This window comes from Chitinophaga sp. 01L420, assembly GCF_056399985.1.
This window is the reverse complement of sequence record NZ_JBFTSK010000009.1, coordinates 147,379-163,320: the sequence shown is the minus strand read 5'-3', so window position 1 is coordinate 163,320 and position 15,942 is coordinate 147,379. Positions and strand designations below refer to the sequence as shown.

General features: G+C 44.5%; 10 protein-coding genes. 7 read left to right on the top strand and 3 right to left on the bottom strand.

Annotated elements, in window-relative coordinates; genetic code table 11:
- Positions 1–2 precede the first annotated feature (2 nt).
- The 5 genes from AC1DP6_RS11990 to AC1DP6_RS11970 all read left to right on the top strand — a co-directional run bounded on the left by AC1DP6_RS11990 (position 3) and on the right by AC1DP6_RS11970 (position 8,957).
- On the top strand, positions 3–746 hold the full coding sequence (locus AC1DP6_RS11990) for a LytR/AlgR family response regulator transcription factor (protein WP_477055018.1): 744 nt from the start codon (positions 3–5) through the stop codon (positions 744–746).
- 739 nt (positions 747–1,485) lie between these two features.
- A complete protein-coding gene (locus AC1DP6_RS11985) occupies positions 1,486–4,674 on the top strand; it encodes a SusC/RagA family TonB-linked outer membrane protein (protein ID WP_477055017.1) in 3,189 nt (1,062 codons plus the stop codon).
- 65 nt (positions 4,675–4,739) lie between these two features.
- Complete coding sequence (locus AC1DP6_RS11980) at positions 4,740–6,626, top strand: RagB/SusD family nutrient uptake outer membrane protein (RefSeq protein ID WP_477055016.1); 1,887 nt, start codon at positions 4,740–4,742, stop codon at positions 6,624–6,626.
- 24 nt (positions 6,627–6,650) lie between these two features.
- On the top strand, positions 6,651–7,832 hold the full coding sequence (locus AC1DP6_RS11975) for a DUF5000 domain-containing lipoprotein (RefSeq protein WP_477055015.1): 1,182 nt from the start codon (positions 6,651–6,653) through the stop codon (positions 7,830–7,832).
- Between the two features lie 27 nt (positions 7,833–7,859).
- Positions 7,860–8,957: a DUF4998 domain-containing protein gene (locus AC1DP6_RS11970; protein ID WP_477055014.1), complete on the top strand. Its 1,098-nt coding sequence runs from the start codon at positions 7,860–7,862 to the stop codon at positions 8,955–8,957.
- A gap of 91 nt (positions 8,958–9,048) precedes the next feature.
- Here the strand turns inward: AC1DP6_RS11970 and AC1DP6_RS11965 are convergent, their stop codons facing one another.
- The gene (locus AC1DP6_RS11965) at positions 9,049–12,063 is read right to left on the bottom strand and encodes a glycosyl hydrolase (protein ID WP_477055013.1); all 3,015 of its coding nucleotides are present in this window, start codon (positions 12,061–12,063) and stop codon (positions 9,049–9,051) included.
- 206 nt (positions 12,064–12,269) lie between these two features.
- Between AC1DP6_RS11965 and AC1DP6_RS11960 the strand changes: the two genes are divergently transcribed.
- Positions 12,270–12,833, top strand: coding sequence for a Crp/Fnr family transcriptional regulator (locus tag AC1DP6_RS11960; RefSeq protein WP_477055012.1), 564 nt, complete (start codon positions 12,270–12,272; stop codon positions 12,831–12,833).
- A gap of 76 nt (positions 12,834–12,909) precedes the next feature.
- Positions 12,910–13,236, top strand: a complete 327-nt coding sequence (locus tag AC1DP6_RS11955) for a DMT family transporter (protein WP_477055011.1) — start codon at positions 12,910–12,912, stop codon at positions 13,234–13,236.
- A 73-nt stretch (positions 13,237–13,309) separates the two neighbouring features.
- Here AC1DP6_RS11955 and AC1DP6_RS11950 read toward each other — a convergent pair whose 3' ends face one another.
- Positions 13,310–14,809, bottom strand: a complete 1,500-nt coding sequence (locus tag AC1DP6_RS11950; RefSeq protein WP_477055010.1) for a TlpA family protein disulfide reductase — start codon at positions 14,807–14,809, stop codon at positions 13,310–13,312.
- Between the two features lie 113 nt (positions 14,810–14,922).
- Positions 14,923–15,888 carry an alpha/beta fold hydrolase gene (locus AC1DP6_RS11945; protein ID WP_477055009.1) on the bottom strand — a complete coding sequence of 322 codons (966 nt, stop codon included), beginning with the start codon at positions 15,886–15,888 and terminating at the stop codon, positions 14,923–14,925.
- Positions 15,889–15,942: the final 54 nt, after the last annotated feature.

Sequence of the window (15,942 nt, the reverse complement as noted above, 5' to 3'; positions counted from 1 at the left end):
TTATGACCATACAAACCATTCTGATTGAAGATGATGAAAAAAACAGACAGGTAGTCAGTGACCTGATCCAGCAATTTGCGCCCGATGTGGAAATATGCGGAACAGCAGGCCATGTTAAAAAAGCAGTACAGCTGATTGAAAATAAAGCACCACAGCTCGTTTTTATGGACATCCAGATTGCTGATGGCACCGGGTTTGATGTGCTGCGTAAACTGTCTACCCGCAACTTTGAGCTGATCTTTATCACGGCATTCGACAACTACGCCATCAAAGCATTTAAATTTGCAGCCGTTGATTATTTATTAAAACCGCTTGGTATGAATGAATTCAAAGATGCACTCGACCGGGCAAGGACCAGAATAAATGAAAAATCAAGGCATCAGCACATCGATACCCTGCTACACAATATGATCCAACAAAGTAGCCAGGACAGAAAAATCAGTATCGCTACAGTTACCGGGTATGAATTCATGGATCTGAAAGATATCATCTGGTGCCAGTCTGAAGGAAGCTATACTATTTTTCATCTGGCCAATAATACCAAAATTATTTCCTCCCGCAGCCTGGGATACTATGAAAGTCTGCTCAGCGCAAATAATTTTTGCCGCATACATCAATCCACTATCATCAACCTGCGCTTCATCAAAAGCTATATCAAAGGAAAAAGCGGATACGTAACCATGTCAAACGGCATCAAACTGGAAATTTCCCAACGACGCAAAAATGATTTTCTGAATACATTATAAAAGATGGTAACGGCAAACCATCCCACATCATCATTGCATCTCTGATGTAATAATCGGTATCCATTTACTGATAAAGTCCCCGCCCCCAACTTATCCAGACTCCCTGCCCAATCAGCAGCTGTCACCCAATCTCACACAAGCAACGGTAAATTCCCCTCAGATCCCTCGCCGGCTTGCAGGGACAGCATTTCTCCCGCCCAAAACCGTACCTCCGGATTACCCGGAACAGGACGGTACAGGATGATCAAAAAGAATTAGTTCTTTATTTTGCTAACACTTTCTTCGCAAAAAGTAATAGTAAATTAAAAAACGTAGTAGCAACCAAACATGTTATGTAGGGTGTAAGGAAACAAAATTCTTCTTTTCCTTCACTGATCAAATTAGACACGCATTGTGCTGAATCGATTTATCAAAGTATTTTATTCATCAGCAACCAATAATCTTATGTAGTACCACTATCAATATACGGTGATGCTACTGCCTTATTGCTGGCAATCTTATCATTCAGCATAAGGCATGCTTTAATCCTATTGTCGGTTTGACTTCCGACAGCTTTTGTACCAGCTGAAATGCCGGTAGTGAGTTGCGATCGTTTCAAACCGACCCGGAGAAGAAATGCCCGTTAACATCCGATCAACCAAAATTCAATAGCACGGTATGATAGAAACAACCGTATCCCGGTACTTAAAGCGACACATCAATCATTCACTCTTTTCAAACCTGTAAATAGCTTAACGCTATGAAGAATTCTACGTTCAGAAAGAAAACATTTTTTCTTCCCCTATTCTGGTATGGACTATTTAACAAGCGGCACTTCCTGATAACTGCGCTGTTATTATCCGGGGGCCTTTCTTTAGCACAGCAGCGCGTCATCATCACCGGTATCGTTGCTTCGTCAGACGATAATTCCCTTATCCCCGGCGTAACTGTACAGGTAATCGGCACCAAAAAAGGCACCACTACCAACGAAAAGGGTAAATACTTCCTGGAGGCCAATCCCGGCGACTCCCTCGTGTTCCGTTACATCGGCTTTGTGGAAAAGCATGTGAAAGTAGGTAACCAATCCACCATTAATATTACCCTGCAGTCCATATCCAGTCAGCTGAAAGATGTAGTGGTAGTGGCCTTTGGTACAAAAAAAAGAAGCGACATGGTAGGATCAGTCACCACCATTAAACCATCAGATCTTAAAATACCATCCAGCAACCTCACCACCGCACTGGCAGGCCGCGCCGCAGGTGTTATCGCCTTTCAGCGGAGTGGTGAACCTGGCCTGGACAATGCACAGTTTTTTATCCGCGGTGTTACCACCTTCGGGTATAAAAAAGATCCTTTAATTCTGATAGACGGAGTGGAATTAACGACCACCGATCTGGCCCGGTTGCAGGTAGATGATATCTCCAGCTTTTCTATCCTGAAAGATGCCAGTGCCACCGCCCTATATGGATCAAGAGCCGCAAACGGCGTGATCATGGTCACCACCAAACAGGGCGCTGTTGGAAAAGCCAGGCTGGCTTTCCGCATAGAAAATTCACTCTCCGCCCCTACTAAAAATATTGAGTTGGCCGACCCGGTGACCTATATGAAACTGGCCAATGAAGCCGTACTTACCCGCGATCCCCTCGGAGCACTTCCCTATAGCGAAGAAAAAATAGATAATACGGCGGCAGGCACCAATCCTACTGCCTATCCAGCCAATGATTGGCGAAAGCAGATGTTTAAAGACTATACCATGAACCAGCGGTTAAACCTCAGTGTGAGCGGTGGCGGCGGCGTAGCCAGGTATTTCGTATCCGGCGCTTATAACCGCGACAATGGACTCATGAAAGTAGACAACCGGAATAATTTCAATAACAATATCCGTTTAAGCAGTTATAGCCTCCGCTCAAACGTGAATATAAACCTGACCAACAGCACCGAAATGGTCGTTCGCCTGAGTGGCAACTTCGATGATTATACAGGCCCCGTAGATGGCGGCGCCAGCATGTACCAGAAGGTGATGAGATCCAACCCGGTACTGTTCCCGGCCTATTACCCGGCAGATGAAGACCATAAATTTGTGAAGCATATCATGTTTGGAAATTATGATGAAGGACAATACATCAATCCTTACGCAGAAATGGTAAAGGGATATAAAGATTATTCCCGCTCCCTCATGCTGGCACAAATTGAACTGAAACAAAACCTGAAATCCATCACTCCCGGACTGGCAGCCAGCGGCATGATCAATACCAACAGAACCTCTTATTTCGATGTAAGCCGCTTCTACAATCCTTTCTGGTACGAGATGGATGCCTACGATAAATTATCCAACAAGTATTTTATTACCAACACCAATCCCAATGATGGTACGGAGTACCTGGGTTATAGAGAAGGAGATAAAACCATCAGCACCTCTCTTTACCTGGAATCAAGATTGAATTATGATCGCTCATTTAATAAAAGCTCGGTGAGTGGCATGCTGGTATTTATGTTACAAAACCGGTTAAATGCCAATGCAGGAGATCTGCAGCAATCGCTCCCGTTCAGGAATGTGGGATTATCCGGCAGGGCCAGTTACGACTATGATAAACGCTATTTTGCAGAAATCAATTTCGGCTATAATGGGTCCGAACGTTTTGATAAAAATAACCGGTTCGGCTTCTTCCCTTCCGTGGGACTTGCCTGGACTGTATCCAACGAAAAATTCTTTGAACCTTTTAAAACAGTGGTCTCTAATCTGCGACTGAGAGGCACTTACGGCATCATAGGAAATGATGCAATCGGCTCCCCGCAGGACCGGTTCTTTTATTTGTCAAACGTAAATATGAACAATGAAGGCAGAGGCGCTGCCTTTGGGCGTGATCCGGGGAATATGTACCGGCTGAATGGTATCTCTATCTCCCGTTATGCCAACCCGGACATTACCTGGGAAACTTCCAAGCAAAAGAATCTTGCGTTAGAACTGGGCCTGTTTAATAAACTAAATATTACCGCTGAATATTTTTCCCAATACCGGGATCATATCCTGATGACCCGCACTATTCCGGAAGCCGCCGGTTTCGCGGTACCTGTCAAGGCAAATGTGGGTGTTGCCACAGCAGGAGGCGTGGATATTTCCATGGACTACAAACAGTTTTTCAAACAGGATTTCTGGGTATCTGTCATGGGCAACTTTACTTATGCCACCAGTAAATATAAAAATTATGAAGAACCAAAGTATGATGAATCCTATCGTTATCATACCGGTTATTCGCTTAACCAGACATTTGGGTACATCGCGGAAAAATTATTTGTAGATGATGCCGAAGCCRCCAACTCGCCCAAACAAAACTTTGGCAGGTATGGTGGTGGAGACATCAAATACCTGGACGTAAACCGGGATGGTCAGATCACAGAAGCAGATAAAGTAGCCATCGGTAATCCTACCGTACCAGAAATAGTATATGGCTTTGGCTTCTCCATGGGATATAAGAATATAGATTTTTCTGCTTTCTTCCAGGGATTAGACAATGAATCCTTCTGGATAGATCCGGAAGCTACCTCCCCTTTCGCTTCCTATAAATATGCTGGTGAAATTATCAACAATACGCTGCAGAATCAACTGCTAAAAGCCTATGCCGATGACCACTGGTCAGAAGATCGCCAAAATGTATATGCACTTTGGCCCAGGCTCAGCCCTGATATCAGCCGGAACAATGCGCAAACCAGCACCTGGTTTATGCGCAATGGCTCATTTCTGCGGTTGAAACAAGTTGAACTCGGCTACACTCTTCCCAACAGATGGCAGAAGAAATTACATACCACCACCTGCCGCATTTATGTTAATGCCACCAATCTGTTAAACTTCAGCTCATTCAAATTATGGGATGTGGAAATGGGAGGAAATGGCCTGGGATACCCGGTTCAACGGGTGTTTAACATAGGTCTCAACCTGAACTTCAATTAATAACAACCATCTGCCGGCGCAATATAATAACCGGCTGTTGTTAATAACGTAAAATAAAAAGCACCATGAAAGATAATATAACGATAAGGGCGCTCCTGTTATTTATTTTATTCGCATGTAATTCCTGCGCGAAATTCCTGGATGTGGTACCGGATAATGTGGCCACCCTCGACAACGCCTTTACTACCCGCATAGAAGCCAAGAAATATTTATTTACATGCTATTCCTATATCCCCAGGAACGGTGACCTCGGTGATGATCCTGCCATGGTAGGCGGTGATGAATTATGGCGCTTCTCTACAGAAGGCGGCTTCTTTAGCATGGCTATGGGATTGCAGAATGTAGTAGGACCCTTGGGCGACCGTTGGGGATTTTATCTCAGGGCCATCCGCGACTGTAATATCTTCCTCGAAAATATCGCCAAAGTACCCGATCTGAAAGAGGAAGAAAGAAAACGCTGGATAGCAGAAGTGAAGTTCCTAAAAGGCTATTACAACTTCTATCTGGTAATGATGTATGGGCCCATTCCTTTAATGAAAACCAATGTGCCCATCAATGCCGATGGCAGCGACATTAAACTGTCCCGCTCACCGGTAGACTCCTGCTTCGATTATGTCCTGCAAATGATAGATGAAGCCACCCCCGACCTGCCCGCCACTATTATAGACCCTGCCAATGAACTGGGCCGCGTTACGATGCCTATTGCACTGTCTGTAAAAGCAAAAGTAATGGTGTATGCCGCCAGTCCGTTGTTTAATGGCAATAGCGATGAAGCCGTACTCAAAAACCGTGATGGTTCCCTGTTGTTCAATCCCACCTTTTCCAAAGCAAAATGGGATGCTGCTGCAGCGGCTTGTAAAAAAGCCATAGATGCCTGTCACCAGGTTGGAATGAAGCTCTATAAATACCGCCCGGACTTTCAACAGTTTAATCTTTCTGATACCATTATGACCCAGCTAAGTATCCGCAATGCTTTTTGTGAGAGATGGAACAGCGGCATTATCTGGGCTAATACACAAACCAATTCCACTGGCTTTCAGCAACTGATCACTACCTATATAGATCCGGGCAACAGGGATATCACTGCTGTGAAAGGCCAGCTATCACCGCCCCTGCATATGGCCGAGCTGTTTTATTCCAATCATGGTGTACCCATTGCAGAAGATAAAAGCTGGGATTATGCCAATCGCTTCAACCTGAAAGTAGCCGGCGAAGCTGACAAATTTCACGTATGGAAAGGCTATACCACTGCCTATTTAAACTTTAACAGGGAGCCACGGTTCTATGCTGATTTAGGTTTTGATGGTGGTCTTTGGTACGGACAAGGGCGTTACGATGACAAAAACTACAACGACCTCTTTTACCTGGAGGGTAAATACAGACAAAGAAACGGTTTTGGTAAACCTGGCTACGGATCCATTACCGGCTACTACCTGAAAAAAGCCGTTCATTATCAGAACGTAATTGGAAGAGGAAACGACTACTCTATTACTTCCTATTCCTGGCCTATCATGCGGTTATCCGGCTTGTATCTTTTATATGCCGAAGCATTAAATGAATCGCAGGGGCCGGGCGGAGAAGTGAATAATTACCTGAACCTGGTACGCGAATACGCAGGACTGGCATCCGTGGAAACCTCCTGGTCCACCTGGTCCAACAATCCCGTTAAATACACTTCACAAAGAGGCATGCGCGATATTATCCACCAGGAAACGCTGATTGAGCTGGCATTTGAAGGCCAACGCTTCTGGGATCTCCGCCGCTGGAAAGAAGCACAATCCGTGCTCAACAGACCAATAAAAGGATGGGATCTGATACAGGAAACAGCGTCTGGCTACTATCGGCCCAAAACGATCTTCAATCAAACATTTGCATTAAAAAATTATTTCTGGCCGATCAGCGAAGGTTCCCTTTCCACGGATAAAAGCTTAGTACAAAACCTTGGTTGGTAATATCACCGGATAAAAAATAAGGACATGAAACAACTACAGTATATGATCGTATTCCTCTTCCTCTTTGCTGCCGGCTGGTCCTGCAAAAAAGAAAGCAGGATAAATTACACAGATGGAAATGCCCCCGCCCCTGCCCCCGTTACCAATGTAAAGGTGACCGTAAGTCCGGGCGCTGCTATACTTACCTACAAACTTCCCTCAGACCCGCAATTGTCTTATGTAAAAGCAGTGTATGAAATGCAGCCAGGTGTTTTCAGGGAAGCTAAAGCATCTTATTACACCGATACCCTGCACCTGATTGGATTTGGTGATACCCTCGTACATAAAGTGCAACTATTCAGTATCGGCAAAAATGAAAAAGCATCCGCGCCGGTGGAACTGTTAGTGAAACCATTACGGCCACCTGTGCTGTCTACTTTTTCTTCCATCACCATGAGCGCTACTTTTGGCGGCGTACAAATATCTTTCCAGAACGACGCCAAAGATAACCTGGCCATCGCACTGATGCTGGATTCTACGGGACAAAACACCTGGACTACCGTAAACACATTTTATACCGGCGCACCACTCGGCACCTATTCTGTAAGAGGATTTGATACCACGGTTAAAAAATTTGCGGTCTTTGTAAGAGACCGGTGGAGTAACAGATCTGATACCTTAATCAAATCACTGAAGCCTGTTTATGAAGAGTTAATTCCTAAAACCACCTGGAGCGCATTACGCCTGCCTACAGACAGCTGGTTGCAGGCGGAAGGCTACAGGCTGGAACAACTGTGGGATAATAATATCCGTAGCATATTTGCATCTACCAACCAATCTATACTGCCACAGTGGGTGACGATCGATCTGGGCAAGAAGGTAGTGCTAAGCCGCCTTGTGGAACACCAGCAGGAAGCCGATCACTTTTATGCCGGTTCTGCCGTCAAAAAATTTGAAGTATGGGGTTCAAATGATCCCAGTCCTGATGGCAGCTGGGAGCACTGGGAGCTGCTGGGTAGCTTCAATTCATTTAAGCCTTCCGGACTGCCTTTAGGACAAACAACGGAAGAAGATAAAAACTACGCATGGTTTAAGGGGGAAGATTTTTCTTTCAATCGCCTGTTGCCGGCAATACGTTATATCCGCTTTAAAACCCTGGAAACTTACAGTATGTCCGGACAGGTGGTGATGGCAGAAGTGGATCTCTGGGGACAACAGGTACCTTAACATTTTTTTTAAATTAAAAAGAAGCAGATGAAAAACATCTTTTATTATACCTCGATAATATCCATGATGCTGGTGATGCTGGTCGCCTGCAAAAAAATGGATAGTACCTATAAAGGGTTTGTAGTACCGGATGGTATTGTATATCCCGGGAAAGCGAATAGTCCGGTAGCAAATGCCGGCCGTAACAGGGTGAAAATTTCCTGGCTGAGAGGCGCAGATCCAACCCTCACAAGTGCTAAGATCTTCTGGAATAATTATGGAGATTCTGCCGTAGTAAATATTCCCCCCACCGGAGATACGATTAGTTACACCATTAATAATTTACCGGAAAAAAGTTATTCGTTCGTCATTAAAACCTACGATACCAAAGGACGTGTTTCTGTACCGGTAGAACTATTTGGTGCGAGCTACGGAGAAGTATACCAGTCCAGCCTCCTGAGCCGCCCGGTAGATGCAGGTATCCTGTATGCAGATTCCATCGTAGTAAAATGGGGCGGTGCTGATATATCAAACGGCGCATATGCCACAGATGTAAAATATATCAATGTGGCAGGTGTAACGCAGGTAAAGCGTTTCCCGGCCAGCAATGCAACATCCACTATTACGGATATGAAAGCCGGGGTAACCTATCAGTACCGGACAGTTTACCTTCCTGATTCATTAAGTATCGATACCTTCTATACGGACTATGCAACCAGTAAACCCTTTTTATTTAGTCCTAAAAACTGGCGCATCATAGATTTTTCCAGTCAACATCCCGGTGATGAAAACCTTGTTGCCAATGTCATTGATGGAACTCCTAATACACGCTGGCATGCCTGGGTAGGTAATTCCAGCTATCCGCATTTCTTTGTGGTAGATATGGGCATACTCCACACCATTACCTCGTTTACATTATACCGGAAAACAGATGATGACAGGGCCTGTGATACCTTTAAGCTGCTGACAAGTACCGACAATATCAACTGGACCGATCTCGGTACTTTTAACTTCAACCGTACCATTAACGATGGGCAATCCTATGAAATACCCACTCATCCCTCCGCGAGATATTTTAAACTCATCGGGTTGAGTGGTCCTCAAACCTATATTGTTTTAGGAGATATCAGTGCGTTTGGTTTTTAACAGAGATTACTGATAAAATAAAGGCTGTCATCTTACCGTTGCTGTGAAAAAATAGGCAATGGTAAGATGACAGCCTTTTTATTGTTTCTCTTTATTTTATCTCTTTCACCACTTCCTGAACAATGGTCACCGGCCCCACTAAACCGGATTCAAGCAGCGGTGAGTCTGCCTTATAAGGTTGATAACTGCTGAAGGTGTACCTTCCACTTGTGCGTGGCTGATTTTTCAACAGCCATTCCGGCCACCGCTCATTCACTACACCATCAAATGGTTTTTTCTCGTCTCCAATTAACCGGTTAGGCCATAGATTGGCCACTTCGATAATAAGCTCATTATCTTTTTCTTTCACCACATCGGAGATATCAATTCTCCAGGGAGCTGTCCATACCACGCCCAGATCCTTTCCATTTACGATAATCCTGGCCATATGCTTTATGTTCCCTACATCAAGATACAGCGGCGATACACCTTCCATTTTATTGGCTGATGTCAGGTCAAATTTCTTGTGGTAAGATGCGATACCCGAATAGTATTTAATACCCTCATCACTATTTTTAGTCCAGTCTGATAATTCGTGAAATACCGTATGTGCCGGCCCTCCCCATTTTGGATCGAAACATACCTCCCATGAACCATCCAACGTCAATAGTGTACTGAGCATCGTCTCTTTATGAATCCCGGAGGGTAGCCATTTATTCTCTTTTGAAAATAATACAAAGCAACTTTCATAAGCCGCAAGCTGCAAAGGAACGGTGGTGCTATACTGATCCACTTTAAATTCATACAATGGACTAATCTTCCCGGTGACTGCATTCCATAATTCAGGAGCCCCTTTTATTGTTCTAAACTGAGCGAGTATCTTAATGGGTTTATCGGTGGTATTAGATACAAAATAAAGGTCCCTGTTTTCTTCGGTTCTATGCGTATATCGCACCGGCCCATTAGCATGAAAATCTTCCTGCAAACCTTTTGATTTTAATACGGCGGTAGTTTCTTCGTAAAAAGGATAAAGATGATCGGTCTGTTTGCTAATCGCTCCTCCCCAAATCACCTGACCTCTTCCATAATTCCTGTAGGTTATTTCAACCGGTGGATCCAGTGCGCCCCATATTGTTTTACTTAACAACGCCACTTTACGATCGCAATCCGGATAATCCACCAGGCTGGGAGACCTTAATGGCGGGCTCCCCACCACAGTAGCTCCCTGCTTTACCAGCTCATCAATTTTTGTAAGTAGTTGCGGTGTCATAGATGCATACGCAGGCAAAACCAGTAGTTGATAAGTAGCTCCTCCCGGGAAAACAACCTGGTGCTGCTTCACGGCAGCTTTCATTAATTGTCCCGGAGAGCAGCCATCAAAATTGTAACCCCTGCGATCCCCGATCACATCGCCGGAAATAGCCGATGCCGGCGGTACAAAAACAAGTGGTGATCCCTCAGGGGTAAGATACAATACATCCGCAACGGTGCGTCCTTGCTGTAAAAGATACTGACAGCGGCTCACGTAAGTATGATAAGCATCTGCCATTGGCCACCAGGTCTGACTACGGTCCCAGTGAACACCATACGACCCCATTGTGGCACCGGGTTTAAGCGAGTCCGGAAGAAACTGATTTTGGAAAGTATGATAAACGAAACGATTGATACCAGCCGCAAATGCCCAATCCCCCTGATTCTTCATGGAGCCCGGATATTGTTTCCATGCCTCATTGTCCTGCGCAGTAAATGCTTCAGCGGGAACAAGGGATTTGCCCATCACGTGCGCAATAGAGGTAGCTTCAATAACACTGTAGGTAGCATTAAACCCAAAACCTTTGCTCCAGAATTCAGCCATCGGAACATCTGCTACCGCCCCCAGTTCCAGATCTGCTGTTGGATTCATATCATAAGGTTCGATAGATAAAGATAACTGGTGGCGGTGGGCGTAACGCTTAACATGCTGCGCGTGATTTTCCAGCACCAGTTCCTGCGCAGTCTGACGGAGGTCCCATAAAAAGCGTTCACTTTCTTCCAGGCTCCCAACAATATTACCGGAATAAACCGGGTAGTATTTTAGTGGGTCGTAACCTCTTCTCTTCCTGAACTCTTTTCTAAAGTCTGCCGTCCAGTTTTGCGCGCCCATCTCCCAGCTGTCCATATGCAGCCGCTTTAATCCACCACCCTCCTTCTTTTGTATTGCACCAATCTTATTTAACAGCTTTCCTACATAAGCATTTAGGTGGTTGTTTAAAGCAACGGTGTCAAACTTGTCTGATTCAAAACCCAAACCAGGAACAGGTGCGGGACGGGTAATTGCGCCATTGTTTCTACTGCCGAAGCGCATCACTATCCATTTACCGGAGGACGGCGACCAATTGAGTGTCCCATCTGCCTGCATTTTATTGGTCAGATCCACGATTTCATTCTTTTGTATCACCGCATTTTTATGATCCGCTGCATCCGAAGGAGAAGAGAGATGCGATCTTACTGTACCGGAGCTGTAAGGTGCCCGGTAATAAAGGGCCTTTTCTTCATAATCAGCTATGGGTGTTTGCTGTTCTGTCAGCGGGAAAGCTAAAACGCCTACATCTTTATAATAATTCAACCAATCTCTCTTCACCTCAGCGGTTAAATTTCCTTCTCCAAAAAATGGTGCCTTAGGCATGGGCACCGGCAAAACAATTGGCTGATGGTCCGTTGCGGATACCGTTACCCTACTGGATACCAGGTGCTGCATTGACTCCGCTGCTTTCACCCAGGGGCCCCCACTCCCCGTCCAGCCAGGTCCGATGCCCAGTGTAATTTCTATACCTAAACGACGCGCCTCTTTTTCAGCATGAACAAAAAGGGATGTCCAGGAATTACTCAAAAAATCAACGGGACCTCTCGGAATACCAACATTCACTTCCAGGAAAATCAGGTTGCCTATACCCGCTTTCTTCATAGAGACAAGATCCTTTGTAATCGTTTCTGCAGACATATTACCGTCCATAAAATACCAATATACACCAGGCTTATATGCATCAGCCGGACGAGTAAAACCAGCTTTTAAATCTTTTACCTGTGCATTTGCATGCAGCAGGATGCAAGAGATGCAAAGAAAGCTTACGAGGAATTTCGGTGTCATGTTATGCTGATTTGTTAATGTCACAGCAAAGGTACTCAGTGGCTTAGGCTATAAATAGCTATATTTGACATTAAAATAGTTCAATATGGTATTCCTATTTCAGGTTTCACCATCAGGGAACAACTTACCCGAATGAGCGCATGATTTCAACAGGATGTAAGCCCCCAAAATACGCCATGTATTTTATCTTTTAACGCGAATAACTTATGAATATAGATACGATCATTGACAGTATATATCCGCTACCGGAAAAATCAAAGACCTTACTGAAAGAAAACATCCACGAAACAACTTATCCGAAAGCACATGTGCTGTTTAAAGTGAACACGATCGTATCAAAAATGTACTTCATAAAGAAAGGCATGGTGCGGGCATATGCCAATCCGGGTGATGAAGACATCACTTTCTGGTTTGGAAAAGAAGGAGACACCATCATTTCTATGAAAAACTATGTTCAGGATGAAAAAGGATATGAAACCATAGAATTGCTGGAGCCATGTGAACTGTACGTCATTGATACGGAGCATCTGCAGCAACTTTTCGGGGAAGATATTCATATCGCCAATTGGGGTCGAAAGTTTGCGGAACAGGAGTTAATAAAAGTGGAAGAACGCCTTATTTTCCGGCAGTGCAGAACAGCAATGGAACGCTACAAAGAACTGATGGCTACCAATCCCGAATTACTCCAACGGGTACAGCTTGGCCATATCGCCTCCTACCTGGGCATGACACAGGTTAGTTTGAGCAGGATCAGGTCTGAATTGAAATAAACCACTTAATTTTTATCATTTGTAAAATTTTTATTGTCTGCTACATGCGAACTTTGCACTTCTAAAGTCAATCGTCATGAACTGGATTATTTTAATTATCGCCGGCTTGTTTGAGGTAGCGTTTACCTCCAGCCTCGGAAAAGCAAAGGAATCAACAGGCACAGCCATGTATCTGTGGTACGGCGCTTTTTTCATTTCATTAATAGTGAGTATGCTTTTACTGATGAAAGCCACACAAACCCTGCCCCTGGGAACCGCCTACGCCGTATGGACAGGTATCGGCGCAGTGGGTACCGCCGTAATGGGCATCCTTATCTTTAACGAACCAGCTCATTTTTGGCGGTTGTTCTTTATAGTAACATTGATAGGTTCTATCGTTGGTCTGAAAGCAGTATCGCACTAAGCGTTGATAGGATAATATTTGAAATATACGGCTATGTATGCCCCGGATATTGGGCATACATGGCCGTACTACATTAGTTGCGTGATAAAACAGTATTTATCTGCTGATATAATTGCTCATTATCACTTGGGCGAAGCGCCTTGCTCACCGCCAGCTTTCCGTCTTTATCGAAGATGAAATACTGCGGGTAATATTCCGCTTTATCCTGGTTGTCTGCCAGCAGTTCTTTCCATAATGGTGCGATAGTTTGCCTGTTTTTGCGGAAATGTGTCCCTTGTAATCCGTTTACTTTGATAAACTCTTTCCAAACGGCATCACGCTCATCGTCATCCATATCCAGGTATACAAACACCACGTCTTTATTTACAAATGCGGATCTGAGTGCCGGAATATGTTTAAGTTCTTCTTTGCATGGTCCGCACCAGGTGCCCCAAACATCGAGGTAAACCACTTTGCCTTTAAAATCCTTTATAACATCATAAATGGATTGTACCTCCTGCTTTACCACCTGGATATGCGTATCTGATTCGTTCTGAGCAAGCAGTTCCTTTAATGTATTCACACGCTGATCAATCACACCATTATACTTACTTGAAGGAAAGTGCTTTTTAAAAGCGTCAGAAAGCGCGGTGGTTGGTCTCAAGTCTTTATTATCATACAAATTTACTATTTGCTGAAAAGTATACTGTTCCGTAACGGCATCAGGAAAGTTATGGATGCTACCTATCCACCTCCAGTATGGCTTACCATATTTTTTTACGATAATATTGGCGCTATCAAAACTGATCCCAAAATAGGGAATAGGGGCTTCCGGTTTGATGTGCTCTTGTTTGATCTTTAGAAAAGCTTTGGTTTCCAGGTACCTGAGATAGTTGTCGGCAAAAGAGTAGTACTGCGGCCCGGCCGGAAACACCTCCGGCTTAATGGTACTGTTATCAAAAACGCTGAGGATGATACTATCTATGACTTCCCTGTTCTTCACCTGTGTTCTGGCAAAATCACTCAGGTAGTTGTAAGTAATATACTTTACTTCAGATGCCATCAGCTTTTTGTCCGCCAGTGAAATATCCGAAGCATTGATACGACTAATTTTCTCATCCCGCTTTACAAAATAAGGTTGAATCAAGGTAGTATTCAGCACTGCAAACGAAAGCTTCCCAATATCATTTTGTGCGGATTCGTTCATAAAAGAAGGTACTTCATTTACGTCAATACGCTGCAGCAGCCTGTTCTCCGGCAAAGCACTCCCCGATATCAGTTCCAGCTTTTTATCCTTTTCATCAAGGGTCAGGGTCAAGTGCTTGCCACCGGTAAGTAACAGGGAGTAAAATTGTTCCTGGAAAATGAGGGTAGCAAATTTCCGGCTTTCCACAGGTAGGGTAATAATGAATTTACCTGTTGGGGAGACAGGTACAGCTATAGTGTTCTCTTTATGAAAACCATATACCAGTGGAATATTAACTGATATCCCCTCTTTGCCGGAGTAATGCAGGATCCTTCCTTCTAACTTAAACTGGGCAGATACCTCTACCCAAATAAGCATCAATAACAACAGGGCCATTCGTTTTTTCATGTATCATATTTTAATTACAATACAATGATATGCCCTGTATAAATCTATTCTTTCAAATGTGATGAATACATTCGAAAATGTGATGGATCATGAAAATGATCACTTGAATGAAGTCATTCGGCGTGTATAGCTGTAGTATCCGGATATTTATAACCCAAACCATCTGTATGCCGGAGGAATTGACGCACCAGCGCTCCGATAGTATCAGGAGCATCTTCCGGGCTGTAATGGCCGGCATCTTGTAATTCAAATACCTGTCCTGATGGGAATACTGCCTGAAAGAGTGGAATAAAGTGTTTGGCATGTAGTGTCCGATCTGCGGCGCCCCATATAGCAAGTGCAGGAAGCGCACTTATCTTTTTGCCGACTTCCGCTGAGGGAGGGACTTCAAAAATATGGGCGCCTGTTGCAAATCCTTTGGCCCAACCCAGTGCACCAGCTGTTTCAGAGGGGGAAGTAAAGGGCGCACCATAGGCACTTACCCAGGTGTCCGTGATAATGTTATTCCGTTCAAATCCATTCAGCTTTAGTGTGCTCAAAATATTAAAATGAAGCTCCTGAAGCACAGATTCGAGGCGGTTCTCCTTTTCTGCCCCGGCTATCCAGCGGAACCACGGTGATTCCGCAGCGTTAGCGTTGAGTACTTCCCCCAGGTCAGGCTGACCAAAAGGAGTTGGTGCATTTATACTGATGATACGGGAAATCCGGTCTGGTTGCCTTGCTGCGAGTCCCATTCCCACAGGTCCGCCAAAATCATGCATAACAAGCGTGATGCCTGTAAGGTCAAGATCAAGCACTAATTTCTCCAGGTTATTAATGTGATCCTGTAACCAATAGGTACGGTCTGAAGGCGTTTCACTCTTCCCAAAACCCATGTGATCCGGAACAACTACCCGGTACTGCCCGGAAAGGCTACCTATCAGGTTCCGGAACAAATATCCCCAGGTGGGTTCTCCATGCAGACAAAGCACAGTAGGGCCCGCACCTTCATCAATATAATGCATGTTGAAGCCGGCAGCGGTTGAAAAATGTGGTGTGAATGGAAATGTTCCATGGAAGGTTTCGTTGATCGGGATCATGTTTAGAATAATTTTATGCTATCAGGAGAATTCATTAATAGATAGATATCTCTA

What these genes read in the sequence shown, in the direction of transcription:
- AC1DP6_RS11945 (WP_477055009.1), bottom strand. Translation starts at nt 15,888, where the DNA reads ATGATCCCGATCAACGAAACCTTCCATGGAACATTTCCATTCACACCA.
- AC1DP6_RS11970 (WP_477055014.1), top strand. Translation starts at nt 7,860, where the DNA reads ATGAAAAACATCTTTTATTATACCTCGATAATATCCATGATGCTGGTG.
- AC1DP6_RS11955 (WP_477055011.1), top strand. Translation starts at nt 12,910, where the DNA reads ATGAACTGGATTATTTTAATTATCGCCGGCTTGTTTGAGGTAGCGTTT.
- AC1DP6_RS11980 (WP_477055016.1), top strand. Translation starts at nt 4,740, where the DNA reads ATGAAAGATAATATAACGATAAGGGCGCTCCTGTTATTTATTTTATTC.
- AC1DP6_RS11965 (WP_477055013.1), bottom strand. Translation starts at nt 12,063, where the DNA reads ATGACACCGAAATTCCTCGTAAGCTTTCTTTGCATCTCTTGCATCCTG.
- AC1DP6_RS11960 (WP_477055012.1), top strand. Translation starts at nt 12,270, where the DNA reads ATGAATATAGATACGATCATTGACAGTATATATCCGCTACCGGAAAAA.
- AC1DP6_RS11990 (WP_477055018.1), top strand. Translation starts at nt 3, where the DNA reads ATGACCATACAAACCATTCTGATTGAAGATGATGAAAAAAACAGACAG.
- AC1DP6_RS11975 (WP_477055015.1), top strand. Translation starts at nt 6,651, where the DNA reads ATGAAACAACTACAGTATATGATCGTATTCCTCTTCCTCTTTGCTGCC.
- AC1DP6_RS11950 (WP_477055010.1), bottom strand. Translation starts at nt 14,809, where the DNA reads ATGAAAAAACGAATGGCCCTGTTGTTATTGATGCTTATTTGGGTAGAG.